This window comes from Streptacidiphilus rugosus AM-16, from assembly GCF_000744655.1.
GTDB classification, from domain to species: Bacteria; Actinomycetota; Actinomycetes; order Streptomycetales; family Streptomycetaceae; genus Streptacidiphilus; species Streptacidiphilus rugosus.
Genome location: NZ_JQMJ01000004.1, coordinates 5,058,241 through 5,069,927 on the forward strand (window position 1 = coordinate 5,058,241; position 11,687 = coordinate 5,069,927).

The 11,687-nt window shown below is 72.0% G+C and carries 12 protein-coding genes; 1 reads left to right on the forward strand and 11 read right to left on the reverse strand.

Features of this window, described 5'->3' with window-relative positions:
* Together BS83_RS32235 and BS83_RS32240 are read right to left on the reverse strand one after the other, a co-directional pair.
* Positions 1-1,395: an MFS transporter gene (locus BS83_RS32235; RefSeq protein WP_084715166.1), complete on the reverse strand. Its 1,395-nt coding sequence runs from the start codon at positions 1,393-1,395 to the stop codon at positions 1-3.
* 50 nt (positions 1,396-1,445) lie between these two features.
* Positions 1,446-1,904: a MarR family winged helix-turn-helix transcriptional regulator gene (locus BS83_RS32240; RefSeq protein WP_232248562.1), complete on the reverse strand. Its 459-nt coding sequence runs from the start codon at positions 1,902-1,904 to the stop codon at positions 1,446-1,448.
* Between the two features lie 62 nt (positions 1,905-1,966).
* On the opposite strand from BS83_RS32240, the gene BS83_RS32245 reads away from it, so the two are divergent.
* Entirely contained in the window at positions 1,967-2,260 is a 294-nt protein-coding gene (locus BS83_RS32245; RefSeq protein ID WP_037606994.1) for a DUF1330 domain-containing protein, read from the forward strand.
* 42 nt (positions 2,261-2,302) lie between these two features.
* On the opposite strand, the gene BS83_RS32250 is transcribed toward BS83_RS32245, so the two are convergent.
* From BS83_RS32250 to BS83_RS32290, 9 genes are all read right to left on the reverse strand, one after another.
* On the reverse strand, positions 2,303-2,665 hold the full coding sequence (locus tag BS83_RS32250) for a hypothetical protein (protein WP_232248564.1): 363 nt from the start codon (positions 2,663-2,665) through the stop codon (positions 2,303-2,305).
* 181 nt (positions 2,666-2,846) lie between these two features.
* A complete protein-coding gene (locus BS83_RS32255) occupies positions 2,847-3,740 on the reverse strand; it encodes a DUF4436 family protein (RefSeq protein WP_051944431.1) in 894 nt (297 codons plus the stop codon).
* Positions 3,741-3,745: 5 nt separating this feature from the next.
* The gene (locus BS83_RS32260; RefSeq protein WP_037606998.1) at positions 3,746-4,933 is read right to left on the reverse strand and encodes an agmatine deiminase family protein; all 1,188 of its coding nucleotides are present in this window, start codon (positions 4,931-4,933) and stop codon (positions 3,746-3,748) included.
* 204 nt (positions 4,934-5,137) lie between these two features.
* Positions 5,138-5,944 (reverse strand): ABC transporter ATP-binding protein, encoded by an 807-nt coding sequence (locus BS83_RS32265; RefSeq protein WP_037607000.1) that lies wholly within the window; start codon positions 5,942-5,944, stop codon positions 5,138-5,140.
* Positions 5,937-6,929, reverse strand: a complete 993-nt coding sequence (locus BS83_RS32270; protein WP_037607001.1) for an ABC transporter ATP-binding protein — start codon at positions 6,927-6,929, stop codon at positions 5,937-5,939. Before BS83_RS32270 ends, BS83_RS32265 begins: the two co-directional genes overlap by 8 nt.
* The gene (locus tag BS83_RS32275) at positions 6,926-7,780 is read right to left on the reverse strand and encodes an ABC transporter permease (RefSeq protein WP_037607002.1); all 855 of its coding nucleotides are present in this window, start codon (positions 7,778-7,780) and stop codon (positions 6,926-6,928) included. Before BS83_RS32275 ends, BS83_RS32270 begins: the two co-directional genes overlap by 4 nt.
* Positions 7,777-8,736: an ABC transporter permease gene (locus tag BS83_RS32280; protein ID WP_037607003.1), complete on the reverse strand. Its 960-nt coding sequence runs from the start codon at positions 8,734-8,736 to the stop codon at positions 7,777-7,779. The genes BS83_RS32275 and BS83_RS32280 overlap by 4 nt, the downstream gene beginning before the upstream one ends.
* Entirely contained in the window at positions 8,733-10,412 is a 1,680-nt protein-coding gene (locus BS83_RS32285) for an ABC transporter substrate-binding protein (protein ID WP_037607004.1), read from the reverse strand. The genes BS83_RS32280 and BS83_RS32285 overlap by 4 nt, the downstream gene beginning before the upstream one ends.
* A gap of 113 nt (positions 10,413-10,525) precedes the next feature.
* Positions 10,526-11,539 carry an agmatine deiminase family protein gene (locus tag BS83_RS32290; protein ID WP_037607005.1) on the reverse strand — a complete coding sequence of 338 codons (1,014 nt, stop codon included), beginning with the start codon at positions 11,537-11,539 and terminating at the stop codon, positions 10,526-10,528.
* Positions 11,540-11,687 lie beyond the last annotated feature (148 nt).

Genomic DNA, 11,687 nt, shown 5'->3' on the forward strand with positions numbered 1-11,687 from the left:
TCATCGGCTCGACCGGCCCGGACTCGGCATGGCGGCCGTGGCCGGGGCGGGGGTGAGCCTCGGTGGGCGGTGGCGGGCGAGGGCGGCGGCGGTGAGGGCGGTGACCGTCATCGCGGCGACGCCGACCAGTGCTGCGGTGGTGTAGGCGTGGTCGTTCGGGAAGAGACGACCGGTGTCGGTGCCGGCCGCCAGGACCAGGCCGCCCATCGCGCTGCCCAGGGAGTACCCGACGCTGCGGACGACGTAGTTGAAGCTCATCGCGCTCGACGTCTCGCTCTGTGGTGTGACGGCCAGGATGACACCGGGCATCGCGGCCGAGAAGCTGCCGACGCCGAAGCCCAGCACACCCATCGCGACGAGCAGTTCGGCCAGGTTCGACCGGGCCGCGGCGAAGAGGACGAACCCGCCGCCGACGACGACCGCGCTGCCGGCCAGGAGCACGGGTGCGTCGACCAGCGTCCGGACCCGGGGCGTGAGCCTGCCGGCGACGAACCCCAGCACCGAGAACGGGACCAGGACCAGCCCGGCGACGAAGGTGGTCAGTCCGAAGCCGTAGCCGGCGCTGTGCGGCGTCTGCGCGTACCGCGTGATGAGCGTCAGCAGGAGGTACATGCCGCTCCCGCCGACGAACATGGCGATGTTCGCTCCGGCGACCGCCGGGTGCCGTACCGCGCGGACATCGACCAGGGGCGTCCTGCTGCGCAGCTCGGAAACGGTCCACACGCACAGCAGGAACACGGCGGCGACGGCGAGGACCACCGCCACGGCGAGGTGACGGCTCCACAGGCTCTGCCGGCCGGCCAGGAAGAGGACGAGGAACAGCCCGCCCGCCAGGACGAGCGCGCCCGCCAGGTTCACGTGGGCGGATCGGCCTTCGGGAGCCGCGGGTACGGAACGCCAGGCGGTCAGGAGGGCGACAGCGGTGACGAACAGGCCGAATCCGTAGGCCGCCCGCACGCCGCCCGTCTCGGCGAGCAGCGCGGTGAGCGGGTAGCCGACGCCGGCGCCGATGATCGAGACCACCGAGATCAGGGCGATCGTCGCCGCGCTGCGCTCCTCGGGAAGGTGGTCCCGGGCCACGCCCATCATCAGCGCCGTCAGACCGAGCCCGACGCCTTGGGCCGCGCGACCGACGAGCAACCCCGCGAACGGCAGCGGCAGCACGGTGAGCGCACTGCCGACGACGACGATCGCCAGCGTGGCGAGGATCGTGGCCCGCCGGTGCGGGCCGGCTCCGAGCCGGCCCAGGACGGGCGTGGCGACGGCGCCGCTGAGAAGTGCGACGGTCAGCGTCCACTGCGCACTGTCGAGCGACACGTGGAACGTGGTCGCCACGCTGGTGATCAGCGGCGTCCCGAGGCTGCCGACCGCCGCCACGACCAGGGCGATGAACATCAGGGCGGGGACCAGCGACCGCGCCTCGGACCGCTCAGGGGTGCGCCCGGTCACCGCTTCGGCCCTTCGTGGTACTGGCTTTCGAGCTCCGCCAGGTGCGCCAGCGCCGGAAGCGCCGCCACCAGGGCCTCGACCTCGTCGTCGGCGAGTTCGTCGATCAGCCGCGCGAACGCCTCGACGCCCGCCTGGTGCCGCGTCCGGACGTACGACGCGCCGGCCTCGGTCAGACACACCAGCGTGACCCGCCGGTCGGACGCCTCACCCCTCCTCTCGACCAGTCCCGACTCCTCCATCACCCGGACCAGCACGGTCATCGCGGGCTGGGTGACACCCTCGATCGCGGCCAGATCGGTGATCCGTCGCGGGCCGGTCCTGTGCAGGGTGGCCAGGGTGGCGGCGGACGTGATGCTCATGTCGCGCGGAAGGCGCCTCACGGCCCTGGTGGCCAGCCCGTAGAGGGCCGACCCGATCGCAGTGGACGCGCCGCGGGTGGGGTCTTGACGGCTCATGAGTGAAGCATACAAGATTTATATGAATCGTTTATACATCTGGCCGATCACAGGAGGTCTCCATGGCCAAGGGCTACTGGGCCAGCGTCTACCCCGCCGTTTCCGACCCTGAGACGCTGACCGCCTACAACGAGCTGGCGGGCCCGGCGGTCCGGGCTGCGGGCGGGCGCGTCCTCTCCCGTGGCGCTCGAGTCGTCGCCCACGAGGCCGGAATCGCCCACCGTGTCGTTCTGATCGAGTTCGACAGCTTCGAAGAGGCGGTCGCGGCATACGAGAGCGAGGCGTACCAGAAGGCGCTGGCGGCCCTGCCCGCCGGCTTCGAGCGCGATCTGCGCATCGTCGAGGGCGTCGACTGACCGGCCGCCGCCGTCACGTCCGGTGAACCACGGGCCGGAGCGTCAGAAGGGCGGCCAGTCGGCACCGGGCGGCGGCGCGGGCCGCGCCCGCTCCCGCTTCTCACCTCGCACGTCAACGGGCCAGCGGCTGTCGATGACGACGGCTGCCGCCCTGCATCCCGGGCAGGCGTCGTCCCATTCGGGGACCCACGGGTAGGGCGTGGGGACCACGTCCTCCCGCTGCATGCCGCACAAGGTCGCGCCGAACCAGCCGTACGCGTGGGAGACGCCAGTGGGAAGTTCCGCGGCCTCGGCGCGCTCCCACCGCAGGTGCGCGGGCTCGTACCACGACCGGCTGACCAGGCCGGGATGAGCCCCCAGCTCGGTCCACGCGTAGCACCAGGAGCAGGCCCACCGTTCCTTCACCCGCGGGTCCGCCTTCGGCACTTGTCGCATCTCGTGCCCGCACACGTCACACACCACGGGCCGATCCTTCCACCCGGCCCGACAGCGTGGTCCGGGCCCCGTCGCCCCACGGAGGCCGCGACGTCCGCGAAGGCCGCGAAGGCCGCACGATCGTCGGAAGGCTCGACGCCCTCATGGGCCGTCAGGCCGGCGGCGTGGCCCGGTCCACCGCGAGGGATCGGCGTTCCTGGCGGACCCCCAGCGCGGCGGTGAGGGCCAGGCTCGCGGCGATCAGGCCCTCGGCCCAGAAGAAGGCGACGTAGTCGATCAGGGAGCCGATCGGCGGGCTGCCGGGAGCGGCGTTGCGCAGGCCCACGAGGGCGAACAGGGTGGCCGCCATCCATCCGAGCGCCGGCCAGACCATGCCCTGACGGCGGCGGGCCAGGACCTCGGCCCCGGCCAGGACGGCCAGGGCCAGCGCCCACATCGCGATCATCATGAACCAGGCCAGGATGAAGGTGCCGCGCGAGCGGCTCGCCCGGGCGTCGAGCCGTGCGGCCTGTCCGGCTGTCGCGCTCCTGGTGGGCTTGACCACGAAGAACGAGTCGGAGTCGCTGAAGGTCAGCGAGAGCGGCACCGGGTGTCCGTTCACCGTGGCGATCCAGCCGGCCGAGACGTCGTAGCGGTCGAAGGGGTAGTCGGTCGGGGTGCCGTTGTTGAGGCCCGCAGTGACCACCTGGAGCGGCGCGGGCTCGCCGGGCGTGGTGTGGAAGGTCGTGGTGGTCAGCGAGACCGTGGTGATCTCCACGTCCTTGGTGAAGACGATCGAGTCGGGCTCCTCGGCGAGCGAGCCGTGCGGGATCGCGAAGACGGAGAGGGAGAGCTCCAGCGCCGAGGTGTCCACGCCCTGGCTGGTGACGTCGAGTTCGATCCAGTCGTTCGCGGTCGGGTTGCCGATGACGGCGACCTGCTGGCGGCTGTTCCGTTCGTTGAGATAGAGCCCGACGCCCGCGCCGCAGAGCAGCGCGACCAGCAGCGCGAGGACGATCGGGTGCCGCAGCCTCCGCAGCCCGGCTCGGCGGCGCGGTCCGGCCACCGGCCTCATGAGGCGGATGCCTGCGGCGAGGCGGCCCCGAGCCTTGGCTGCTGCTGGGTCGAGCAGTGGATGCCGCCGCCGCCCGAGGCGACGGCGTTGATGGAGACCTGGACGACGTCGCGCCCGGGATGCAGCTCGCGCAGGGTCGAGGCGGCCTTGTCGTCGGCCGCCCGGTCGCCGAAACGGGGCGCGATCACGGCGCCGTTCACGACGTAGTAGTTGAGATAGGTGGCCAGGAAGTCGTTGCCGGTCCCCTGGATCTTGTTGAAGTCGGGTTCGGTGATCTCGACGACCCGCAGGCTGCGGCCGGCGGCGTCGGTGGCCTGCCGCAGCACGGTGAGGGCCTGGTCCGAGGCGGCCGACCAGATGTCCGGCGGGGTGTCCGGGCCCGGCCGGTGCAGCGCGACGACGCCGGGCTCGACGAAGCGGGCGAGCGCGTCGACGTGGCAGTCGGTGATGTCCTTGCCGGCCACTCCCCGGAACCAGATGACCTTGTCCACCCCGAACAGGTCCATCAGCGCGGCCTCGATGTCGTCGCGGCTGCGCCCGGGGTTGCGGTTGCTGTTGACCAGCGAGCTCTCCGTGGCCATCAGGGTGCCCTCGCCGTCGATCTCGATGGCCCCGCCCTCCCCGGTGATCGGCGCCTGGATGCGCCGGATCCGGTACCTGCTCAGCAGGTTCGCGGCCACCCGGCTGTCGGCGGCGTGGGTCTGCTTGCCGCCCCAGCCGTTGAAGTTCAGGTCCACCCCGGCGAGCCCGGCCGGGCCGGTGACGAAGGTCGGCCCCGTGTCGCGCGCCCACAGGTCGTCGACCTGCAGCGGAATGACCTCGACGTCGTTGCCGCACTGCTGCTGGGCCTGGTCCGCCTGGTCGGGGCGGGCCATCAGCACGACCGGCTCGTACGAGGCGATGGCCCTGGCGACGGCGGCGATGTCCTGCCGCACCGCGCCGAGCTGGTCGCCCCAGACCTCGCTGAGAGCGGGCCAGGCCATGAAGGTGCGCTCGTGCTCCAGCCATTCGGCGGGCATCGCGTAACCGCTCGACGCGGGACTTCCGCCTTCCGAGGCGGCGCCCGAAGGGCTCGGGGCGCTGTTGTCCGCACCGCTGGAGCCGCAGCCCGCCAGGGCGGCCGCGGTGAGCACGCCCGCTCCGGCCCGGAGCAGGCTGCGTCGGTTCAGGTCGGGCTGGTGCATGGCGCCCCGATCGGCAGGCAGAGCGGTTTTCAAGGCTTCGACGAATTATGTCGCTTTTGTTCCGCCTGCTCCCGGTCCCTCGGCCGTCCGGGCGAGCCCGGCCGCCCCTCACCATGAGCCCTGACCAGCACTTCCCTGGTTCCCGCTCGGGTGGGCCCGCCCTCGGTACCCCACGCACCGGGGACAGGCCCACCGGTTCGGGCCCTACAGCGCGCGGCGGGCCGCCGCGATGCGCTTCGGGTCCCAGCCGGGGCGCGGGACGGAGTCCAGCAGCAGCCGGGCGTAGGGGTGTCGCGGGTCGTCGAGGACCTCGGCGGTCGGCCCCGCCTCGACGATCCGCCCGTTCCGCATGACCACCACGTCGTCGGTGACGCAGCGGACCACACCCAGGTCGTGGGTGATGAAGAGGTAGCCGATGCCGGTCTCGCCGCGGATGTCGGCGAGCAGGTTGAGGATCTGCGCCTGCACCGAGACGTCCAGTGCGGCCACCGCCTCGTCCAGCACCAGCACCGTCGGTTCGACCGCCAGCGCACGGGCGATGGCGACCCGCTGGCGCTGGCCGCCGGACAGCTGCCGGGGCAGCGCTCCGGCCTCCCGCGAGCCGAGGCCGACCTGGTCGAGCAGTTCGCCGATGCGGCGCTCGTGGTCGGCCCTGCCCTGGGGGAAGTGCAGCCGCAGCGTCTCGCGCAGCACGTCGTGGACGGTGGTGCGGGGATCGAGCGAGAGGAAGGGGTCCTGGAAGACCATCTGCACCTCGCGGGCCCGCTCCAGGCGGTTCGCCCGCCCGCGCCCCGCGGGCCCCGACCGGTCCCTGCCGCGGACCAGGACCTCACCGGCGTCGGCCCGCTCCAGACCGACGACGATGCGCGCGGTGGTCGTCTTTCCGGAGCCCGACTCCCCCACGATCCCCAGCGATTCGCCCCTGGCGAGGCTGAACGAGACGTCGTGGACGGCCTGGACGCTGCCGAACGCCCGGTGCAGCCCGGTCACTTCGAGGACGGTCTCAGTCATGGCCGGCGCTCCCTGCGAGTTGGTCGGCGAGCTGGTCGCTGTGGTGACAGGCGACCAGCCGGAGCGGCTCGTCGCGCACCGGCCGGTGCGGCGGCAGTTCCTCGCGGCACTCCTGCGTGGCGAAGACGCAGCGGGCGGCGAACGGACAGCCCGTCAGCTCCTCGCGCAGGCTGGGCGGCTGGCCCTCGATGGCGGACAGCCGGCCCTGCGGGGCGTCGAGGCGGGGCGTGGACCGCAGCAGCGCGGCGGTGTAGGGGTGGCGCGGCCGCTGGAACAGCGCCTCGGCCGGGCCGGTCTCGGCGATCCGGCCGGCGTACATGACGTACACCCGGTCGCTGATGGCCGCGGCCAGACCCAGGTCGTGGGTGACGAACAGCAGACCGGTGCCGAAGCGGTCGCGCAGGTCGCCGAGCAGTCCCACGACCTCGGCCTGGGTGGTGACGTCCAGCGCGGTGGTGGGCTCGTCGGCCAGGATCAGGGCCGGATCGCCCATCAGGGCAGCGGCGATGACGACGCGTTGCAGCATGCCTCCGGAGAGCTGGCCCGGGTACTGCCGCAGCACCCGGTCGCCCAGACCCACGGCGTCCAGCATCTGCACGGCCCGTTCGGCGGCCTCGGCCGCCGCCAGGTCGGCGTTCAGGCGCAGGCTCTCGGTGAGGAAGTCGCCGATCCTGCGCAGCGGGTTGATGGCCGCCCGCGGGTCCTGGAAGATCATCGCCGCGGTGTGGGTGCGCAGCCGCCGCAGCGCCTTGGCGTCCATGGTCAGGACGTCCTCGCCCTGGACCCGGACCACGCCCTCGGTGCCGGCGCCCGGCGGCAGCAGCCGCAGCACGCTGCGCGAGGTGAGGGACTTGCCCGAGCCCGACTCGCCGACCAGCGCCACGGTCTCGCGTTCGGCGACCCGCAGGTCGACGCCGGCCAGCACCGGCCGGGCGGCGCCGGGGAGGCTCAGTCGCAGCCCCCGGATGTCGAGGGTGTCGGTCATCGGTCCCTCCTGGCGACCTGGTCGGCCCAGCGCTCGCCGACGACGTTGAAGGCGACGACCGTCAGCACGATCGCGACGCAGGGCAGGATCGCGGAGAGCGGGTATCCGGCCTGGATCGCGCTCTCACCGTCGAAGACCATCCGGCCCCAGTCGGGAATCAGCGCCGGGACGCCGAGACCGAGGAAGGAGAGTCCGGCCAGGTCGATCAGGGCGTAGCCGAAGTTGATGGTGGACTGCGCCAGGATCACCGGCGCGATGTTGGGCAGCACGTGGCGCAGACAGATCTGCGGCCCGGAGTGGCCCTGCACGCGGTACGCCTCGACGTAGGGGCGTTCCCGCTCGGCCAGCACCAGCGAGCGGGTGAGCCGGCTGACATAGGGCAGGTAGGCCACACCGAGCGCGATGACCGGGGCGGTCAGGCCCTCCCCGTAGACGGAGACGATCAGCAGGGCCAGCAGCAGGCCGGGGAAGGCGAAGACCAGCTCGGTGCTGCGCGAGAGCAGCGAGTCGAGCCAGCCTCCGCGCCAGCCGGCCGCGACGCCGACCACGACGCCGGCGATCGTGGAGAAGACCACCACGCCCAGCGGGCCGAGCAGCGAGGTGCGGGCGCCGGTGATCAGCCGCGACGCGGTGTCGCGTCCGGAGCCGTCGACGCCGAGGGGGTGGGCGGCGGAGGGTCCGGCCAGCGCGTTGCCGAGGTCCACGGCGTTGGGGTCGTGCGGGGAGAGCCACGGCGTGAACAGGGCGAGCACCACGACGAGCCCGAGGAAGCCCAGACAGAGCAGGTACCGCCAGGAGCGGTCGGTCCTGACGCGGGCGAGGCCCGGTCGGCGGACGACGGTGAGGGTCATGCCGCCGCTCCTCTCGTCCCGAGGGTGATCCGCGGGTCGACCAGCGGGAGCACGAGGTCGACCACGAGGTTGACGATCATGAACATTCCGACAACGATCAGCGAGATGGCCTGCACGACCGGGAAGTCCTTCGTGGTCGTCGACAGGTCGAGCAACTGCCCGATGCCGTTGACGCTGAAGGCCGTCTCGACCAGGACGGTGCAGATGAGCAGGGTGGAGACGATCAGGCCGCCCATGGTGAGCACGGTGCCGAGGGTGTTGCGGAACACGTGACGGTGGATCACCTGCCGCTCCGGCACCCCCCTGCTGCGGGCCACGGTGACGTGCTCGTGGCCCATGGCCTCCAGCATGGTGCTGCGGGTGACCCGGGCGAGCATGCCGATCAGGTACAGCGCCAGGGCGATCGCGGGGAGGGTGAGATGCCAGAGCATCTGGACGAACCCGGTGCCGCTGCCGCTGCTGGGGAACCAGCCGAGCTTGACGGAGAACAGGCCCTGCAGCAGCACCGCCGCCACGAAGGACGGGGTGCCGACCGCGAACGTGGTCGCCAGCAGGATCGAGGTGTCCGTGGCGCCGCCGCGGACCGCGCCGACCCAGCCCAGCACCAGGCCGAGGACCACGACCAGGATCAGCGCCATCGCCACCAGCAGCAGCGTGCTGGGCAGTCGGGACGCGAGCAGCGTGGACACCGGTGTGCGGTACTCGATGGACCGGCCGAAGTCCCCGTGCAGTACCTGGCCGAGCCAGCGCAGGTACTGCTGCCAGAACGGGTCGTCCAGGTGGTACTGCTCGTTGATCGCCCGCATCGCCTCGGGGGAGGCGGAGCGGCCCGAGAGCAGGAAGCTCGCCGGGTTGCCCGGAGCCAGGTACAGCGCCCCGAAGATCACGAAGGAGGCGGCCAGCAGGGTCGCCGCCATCTCCGCGACGCGTCGCAGGGCGAAGCGCAGAAAGGTCATCTCGCGGCTCCGACATCGGCGGCCCACGGGTAGTACAGGTAGGAGATGGTGGTGGGCGCGCCGGTGATCCGCTTGTTCATGAACACCGCCGTGGGCCACTCGGCCGCCGGGATCCACAGGTTCGCCCTGACGGCCATCTGCTGCAGCTCGGCCTCGATCGCCATCCGCTGCGCCGGGTCGTCGGTCGCGACGGCCTGCTCGACGAGCCTGTCGTACGCGGGGTCGCTGTAGCCGGGGTAGTTCTGGTAGTTGCCGGTCTCGAAGTTGGTGAGCAGGTCCATCGGGTCGGTGATGGACAGGTAGTACGTCTCGGGGAACATGTCGATCCCCTCACGTGCCTTCGGGTCGGTGAACAGCGCCGAGAAGGCGTCCGGCGCGATGGTCTTCACCTTGACGTTCAGACCGATCTCGGTGCCGGCCGACTGCACGGCGGTGGCCATCAGCGAGACGTCCTGGCCGATGGCGCTGGTGGCGACGGTCACGGTCTTGCCCGTCGCCCCGGCCTCCTTGATCAGCTCCTTGGCCTTGGCCAGGTCGGGCGTGGTGGAGGGCAGGGTGTCGAAGGCCGCCTTGAGGGTCTCCGGATTGGCCCCTGCCCAGGCGGCCCGGTCGGTGAGCGCGTTGGTGACCCTGCCGTTGCCGGCCAGTCCCTGCTTGACGAAGCCGGCCCGGTCCAGGGCCAGCGAGAGCGCCTGCCGCACGCGGGCGTCGCCGAGCGCGCCCTTCATGCTGGTGATGTTGACGTTGACGGTGCTGAGGCTCTCGCCGAACCAGAGCGTGCCCACGCCGCTCTTCTGCAGCCGCTGGTAGCTCTCGGTCGGGATCAGGTAGCCGCCGTCGACCGCGCCGGTGAGCATCGCGTTGGTGCGCGCCGAGGGGTCGGTCAGGAACTCGAAGGTGACCTTGCCGGACTTGGCCGGCGTGCCCCAGTAGTCGGCGAAGCGGTCCAGCTCCAACGACTGGCCCTTGTTCCACGCGCCGAGCTTGAACGGCCCGGTGCAGTCCACGCTCGCGCTGCCCCAGTTCGCACCCGCCGCCTTGATGCCCTTCTCGCTGGCCACCACGCCCGCGGCCGTGGCCATGTACTGCGGGAAGACCGCGTCAGGCCGCTTCAGCTTCACGGTGACCTGCAACGGGCCGGTCCTGGTGATCGAGCCGACGTTCTGGAAGACGCCGCCCCAGGCCGCGCCGACCTTCGGGTCCATCTGCCGGCCGAGGCTGTAGACCACGTCGTCGGCGGTCATCACGCCGCCGTCGTGGAAGTGCACGCCGGGGCGCAGGTCGTAGACCCAGGTGGTCGGGTCGGGGTGCGAGGCCCGCTGCGCGAGGCCGGGGACCTCCTTGAGCTGCGGCGTCCACTTCATCAGGCTCTCGCAGACGTTGGAGAGGATGGTGTTCGACGGGTAGTCGAAGGCCATCGCGTAGTCCAGCGTGAGCGGTTCGGCGTAGGAGGCCCAGGTGAAGCCGGAGATGTCGCCCGCGGCGACGGGCGTCCCCGCCGAGAGCTTGAAGGCGTCGGCGTTGCCGCCACCGGTGGCGGGCGGTCCGGAGCAGGCCGCCACCAGGCCGAAGGCGGCCGCGGCGGCGCAGGCGAGGCCGAGCGGGCCGGAAGAGCCGTGACGGCGGGATCTGCGGGCCGGCGCTTCCGATCCCGTGCCGGGCAGGATTCTTGACATCGGTGCTCTCTTTCGTGCGCGGGCGGGCCTGCGCGGGGAGGGTGCGAAAGGCTGAGTCAGCGATCAGAGCGGGCCGGGGTCGGGGCCGTGGGGCCCGACCCCGGTGGGAGGGGTCAGCCGGCCGCGAAGGCCCGGGGCACCTGCTGGGTGATGCAGTGGACGCCGCCGCCGCCGAAGGCGATCACGCGGGAGCGGACGCCGACGACCTTGCGCCCGGGCAGCGCGGCCGCGAGCACGGCGAGCGCCTCCTCGTCCTGCGGGACGTCGGCGGTCGGGACCACGACGCCGCCGTTGGCGATGTAGAAGTTCAGGTAGCCGACCTCGGTGTGCTTGCCCTCGACGTCGACGAAGGCGCTCTGCGGCAGGTCGATGATCTCCAGCGCCCGGCCCTGCGCGTCGGTGGCGGCCTCCAGCACCGCGCGGTTGACCTTCATCCGCTCGAAGTCGGGGTGCTCCGGGTCGCTCGGGAGCTGGATGACGACCTTGCCCGGCGCCACGAACGCGCAGACGCCGTCGACGTGCCCGTCGGTCTCGGTGTCGAGCAGTCCGCCGTAGGGCAGCCAGATCACCTTGGTCACGCCGAGCCGCGCCTTGAGCTCGTCCTCGATCTGCTCCTGGCTCATGCCCGGGTTGCGGTTCGGGTTGAGCAGGCACTGCTCCGTGGTGATCAGCGTGCCCTCGCCGTCGACGGTGATCGCGCCGCCCTCGAGGATCATCGACGACTCGATGCGCTCCACGCCGAGGCGCTCCAGCAGCAGGGCGGAGATCCTGTCGTCGGTGTCCCAGGGGAAGTGCTTCTCACCCCAGGAGTTGAAGCGGAAGTCCACGCCGGCGCGCTCGCCCTGCGGACCGAGCACGAAGATCGGGCCGGAGTCGCGGAACCAGGAGTCGTCGATCGGCAGTTCCACGACCTCGACGCCCTCCCCGCACAGGGCGCGGGCCCCGTCGCCCTGGCCAGGAACCGCGACCATGGTCACCGGCTCGAACTCGGCGATGGCGTTGGCGACCTGCGCGTACTCGCGCCGGGCCTCGTCCAGCGCCTCCTGGCCCCACAGCTCGGCCCTGGTCGGCCAGGCCATCAGGCAGCGCTCGTGCTCGGTCCACTCGGCAGGCATACGCAAAGTCATGAGGGCTCTTTCCTTGTGAAAGTCATGCGTCGGTCTCTCCCGACCGGAGAGCGCCCGGCGCTCCCGGCACGCCCGGCGGCGGGACGCAGCGCGCGTCCCCGTCGGTGGACGTCCCTTCGGGGGAGTCGCTCCCCACGGGCCTCGGGCC

Bases quoted from the DNA above. Each gene is read 5' to 3' on its own strand.
- BS83_RS32265 (WP_037607000.1), bottom strand. From the start codon at position 5,944: ATGACTGAGACCGTCCTCGAAGTGACCGGGCTGCACCGGGCGTTCGGC.
- BS83_RS32285 (WP_037607004.1), bottom strand. From the start codon at position 10,412: ATGTCAAGAATCCTGCCCGGCACGGGATCGGAAGCGCCGGCCCGCAGA.
- BS83_RS32275 (WP_037607002.1), bottom strand. From the start codon at position 7,780: ATGACCCTCACCGTCGTCCGCCGACCGGGCCTCGCCCGCGTCAGGACC.
- BS83_RS32290 (WP_037607005.1), bottom strand. From the start codon at position 11,539: ATGACTTTGCGTATGCCTGCCGAGTGGACCGAGCACGAGCGCTGCCTG.
- BS83_RS32235 (WP_084715166.1), bottom strand. From the start codon at position 1,395: ATGTTCATCGCCCTGGTCGTGGCGGCGGTCGGCAGCCTCGGGACGCCG.
- BS83_RS32280 (WP_037607003.1), bottom strand. From the start codon at position 8,736: ATGACCTTTCTGCGCTTCGCCCTGCGACGCGTCGCGGAGATGGCGGCG.
- BS83_RS32260 (WP_037606998.1), bottom strand. From the start codon at position 4,933: ATGCACCAGCCCGACCTGAACCGACGCAGCCTGCTCCGGGCCGGAGCG.
- BS83_RS32270 (WP_037607001.1), bottom strand. From the start codon at position 6,929: ATGACCGACACCCTCGACATCCGGGGGCTGCGACTGAGCCTCCCCGGC.
- BS83_RS32240 (WP_232248562.1), bottom strand. From the start codon at position 1,904: ATGAGCCGTCAAGACCCCACCCGCGGCGCGTCCACTGCGATCGGGTCG.
- BS83_RS32245 (WP_037606994.1), top strand. From the start codon at position 1,967: ATGGCCAAGGGCTACTGGGCCAGCGTCTACCCCGCCGTTTCCGACCCT.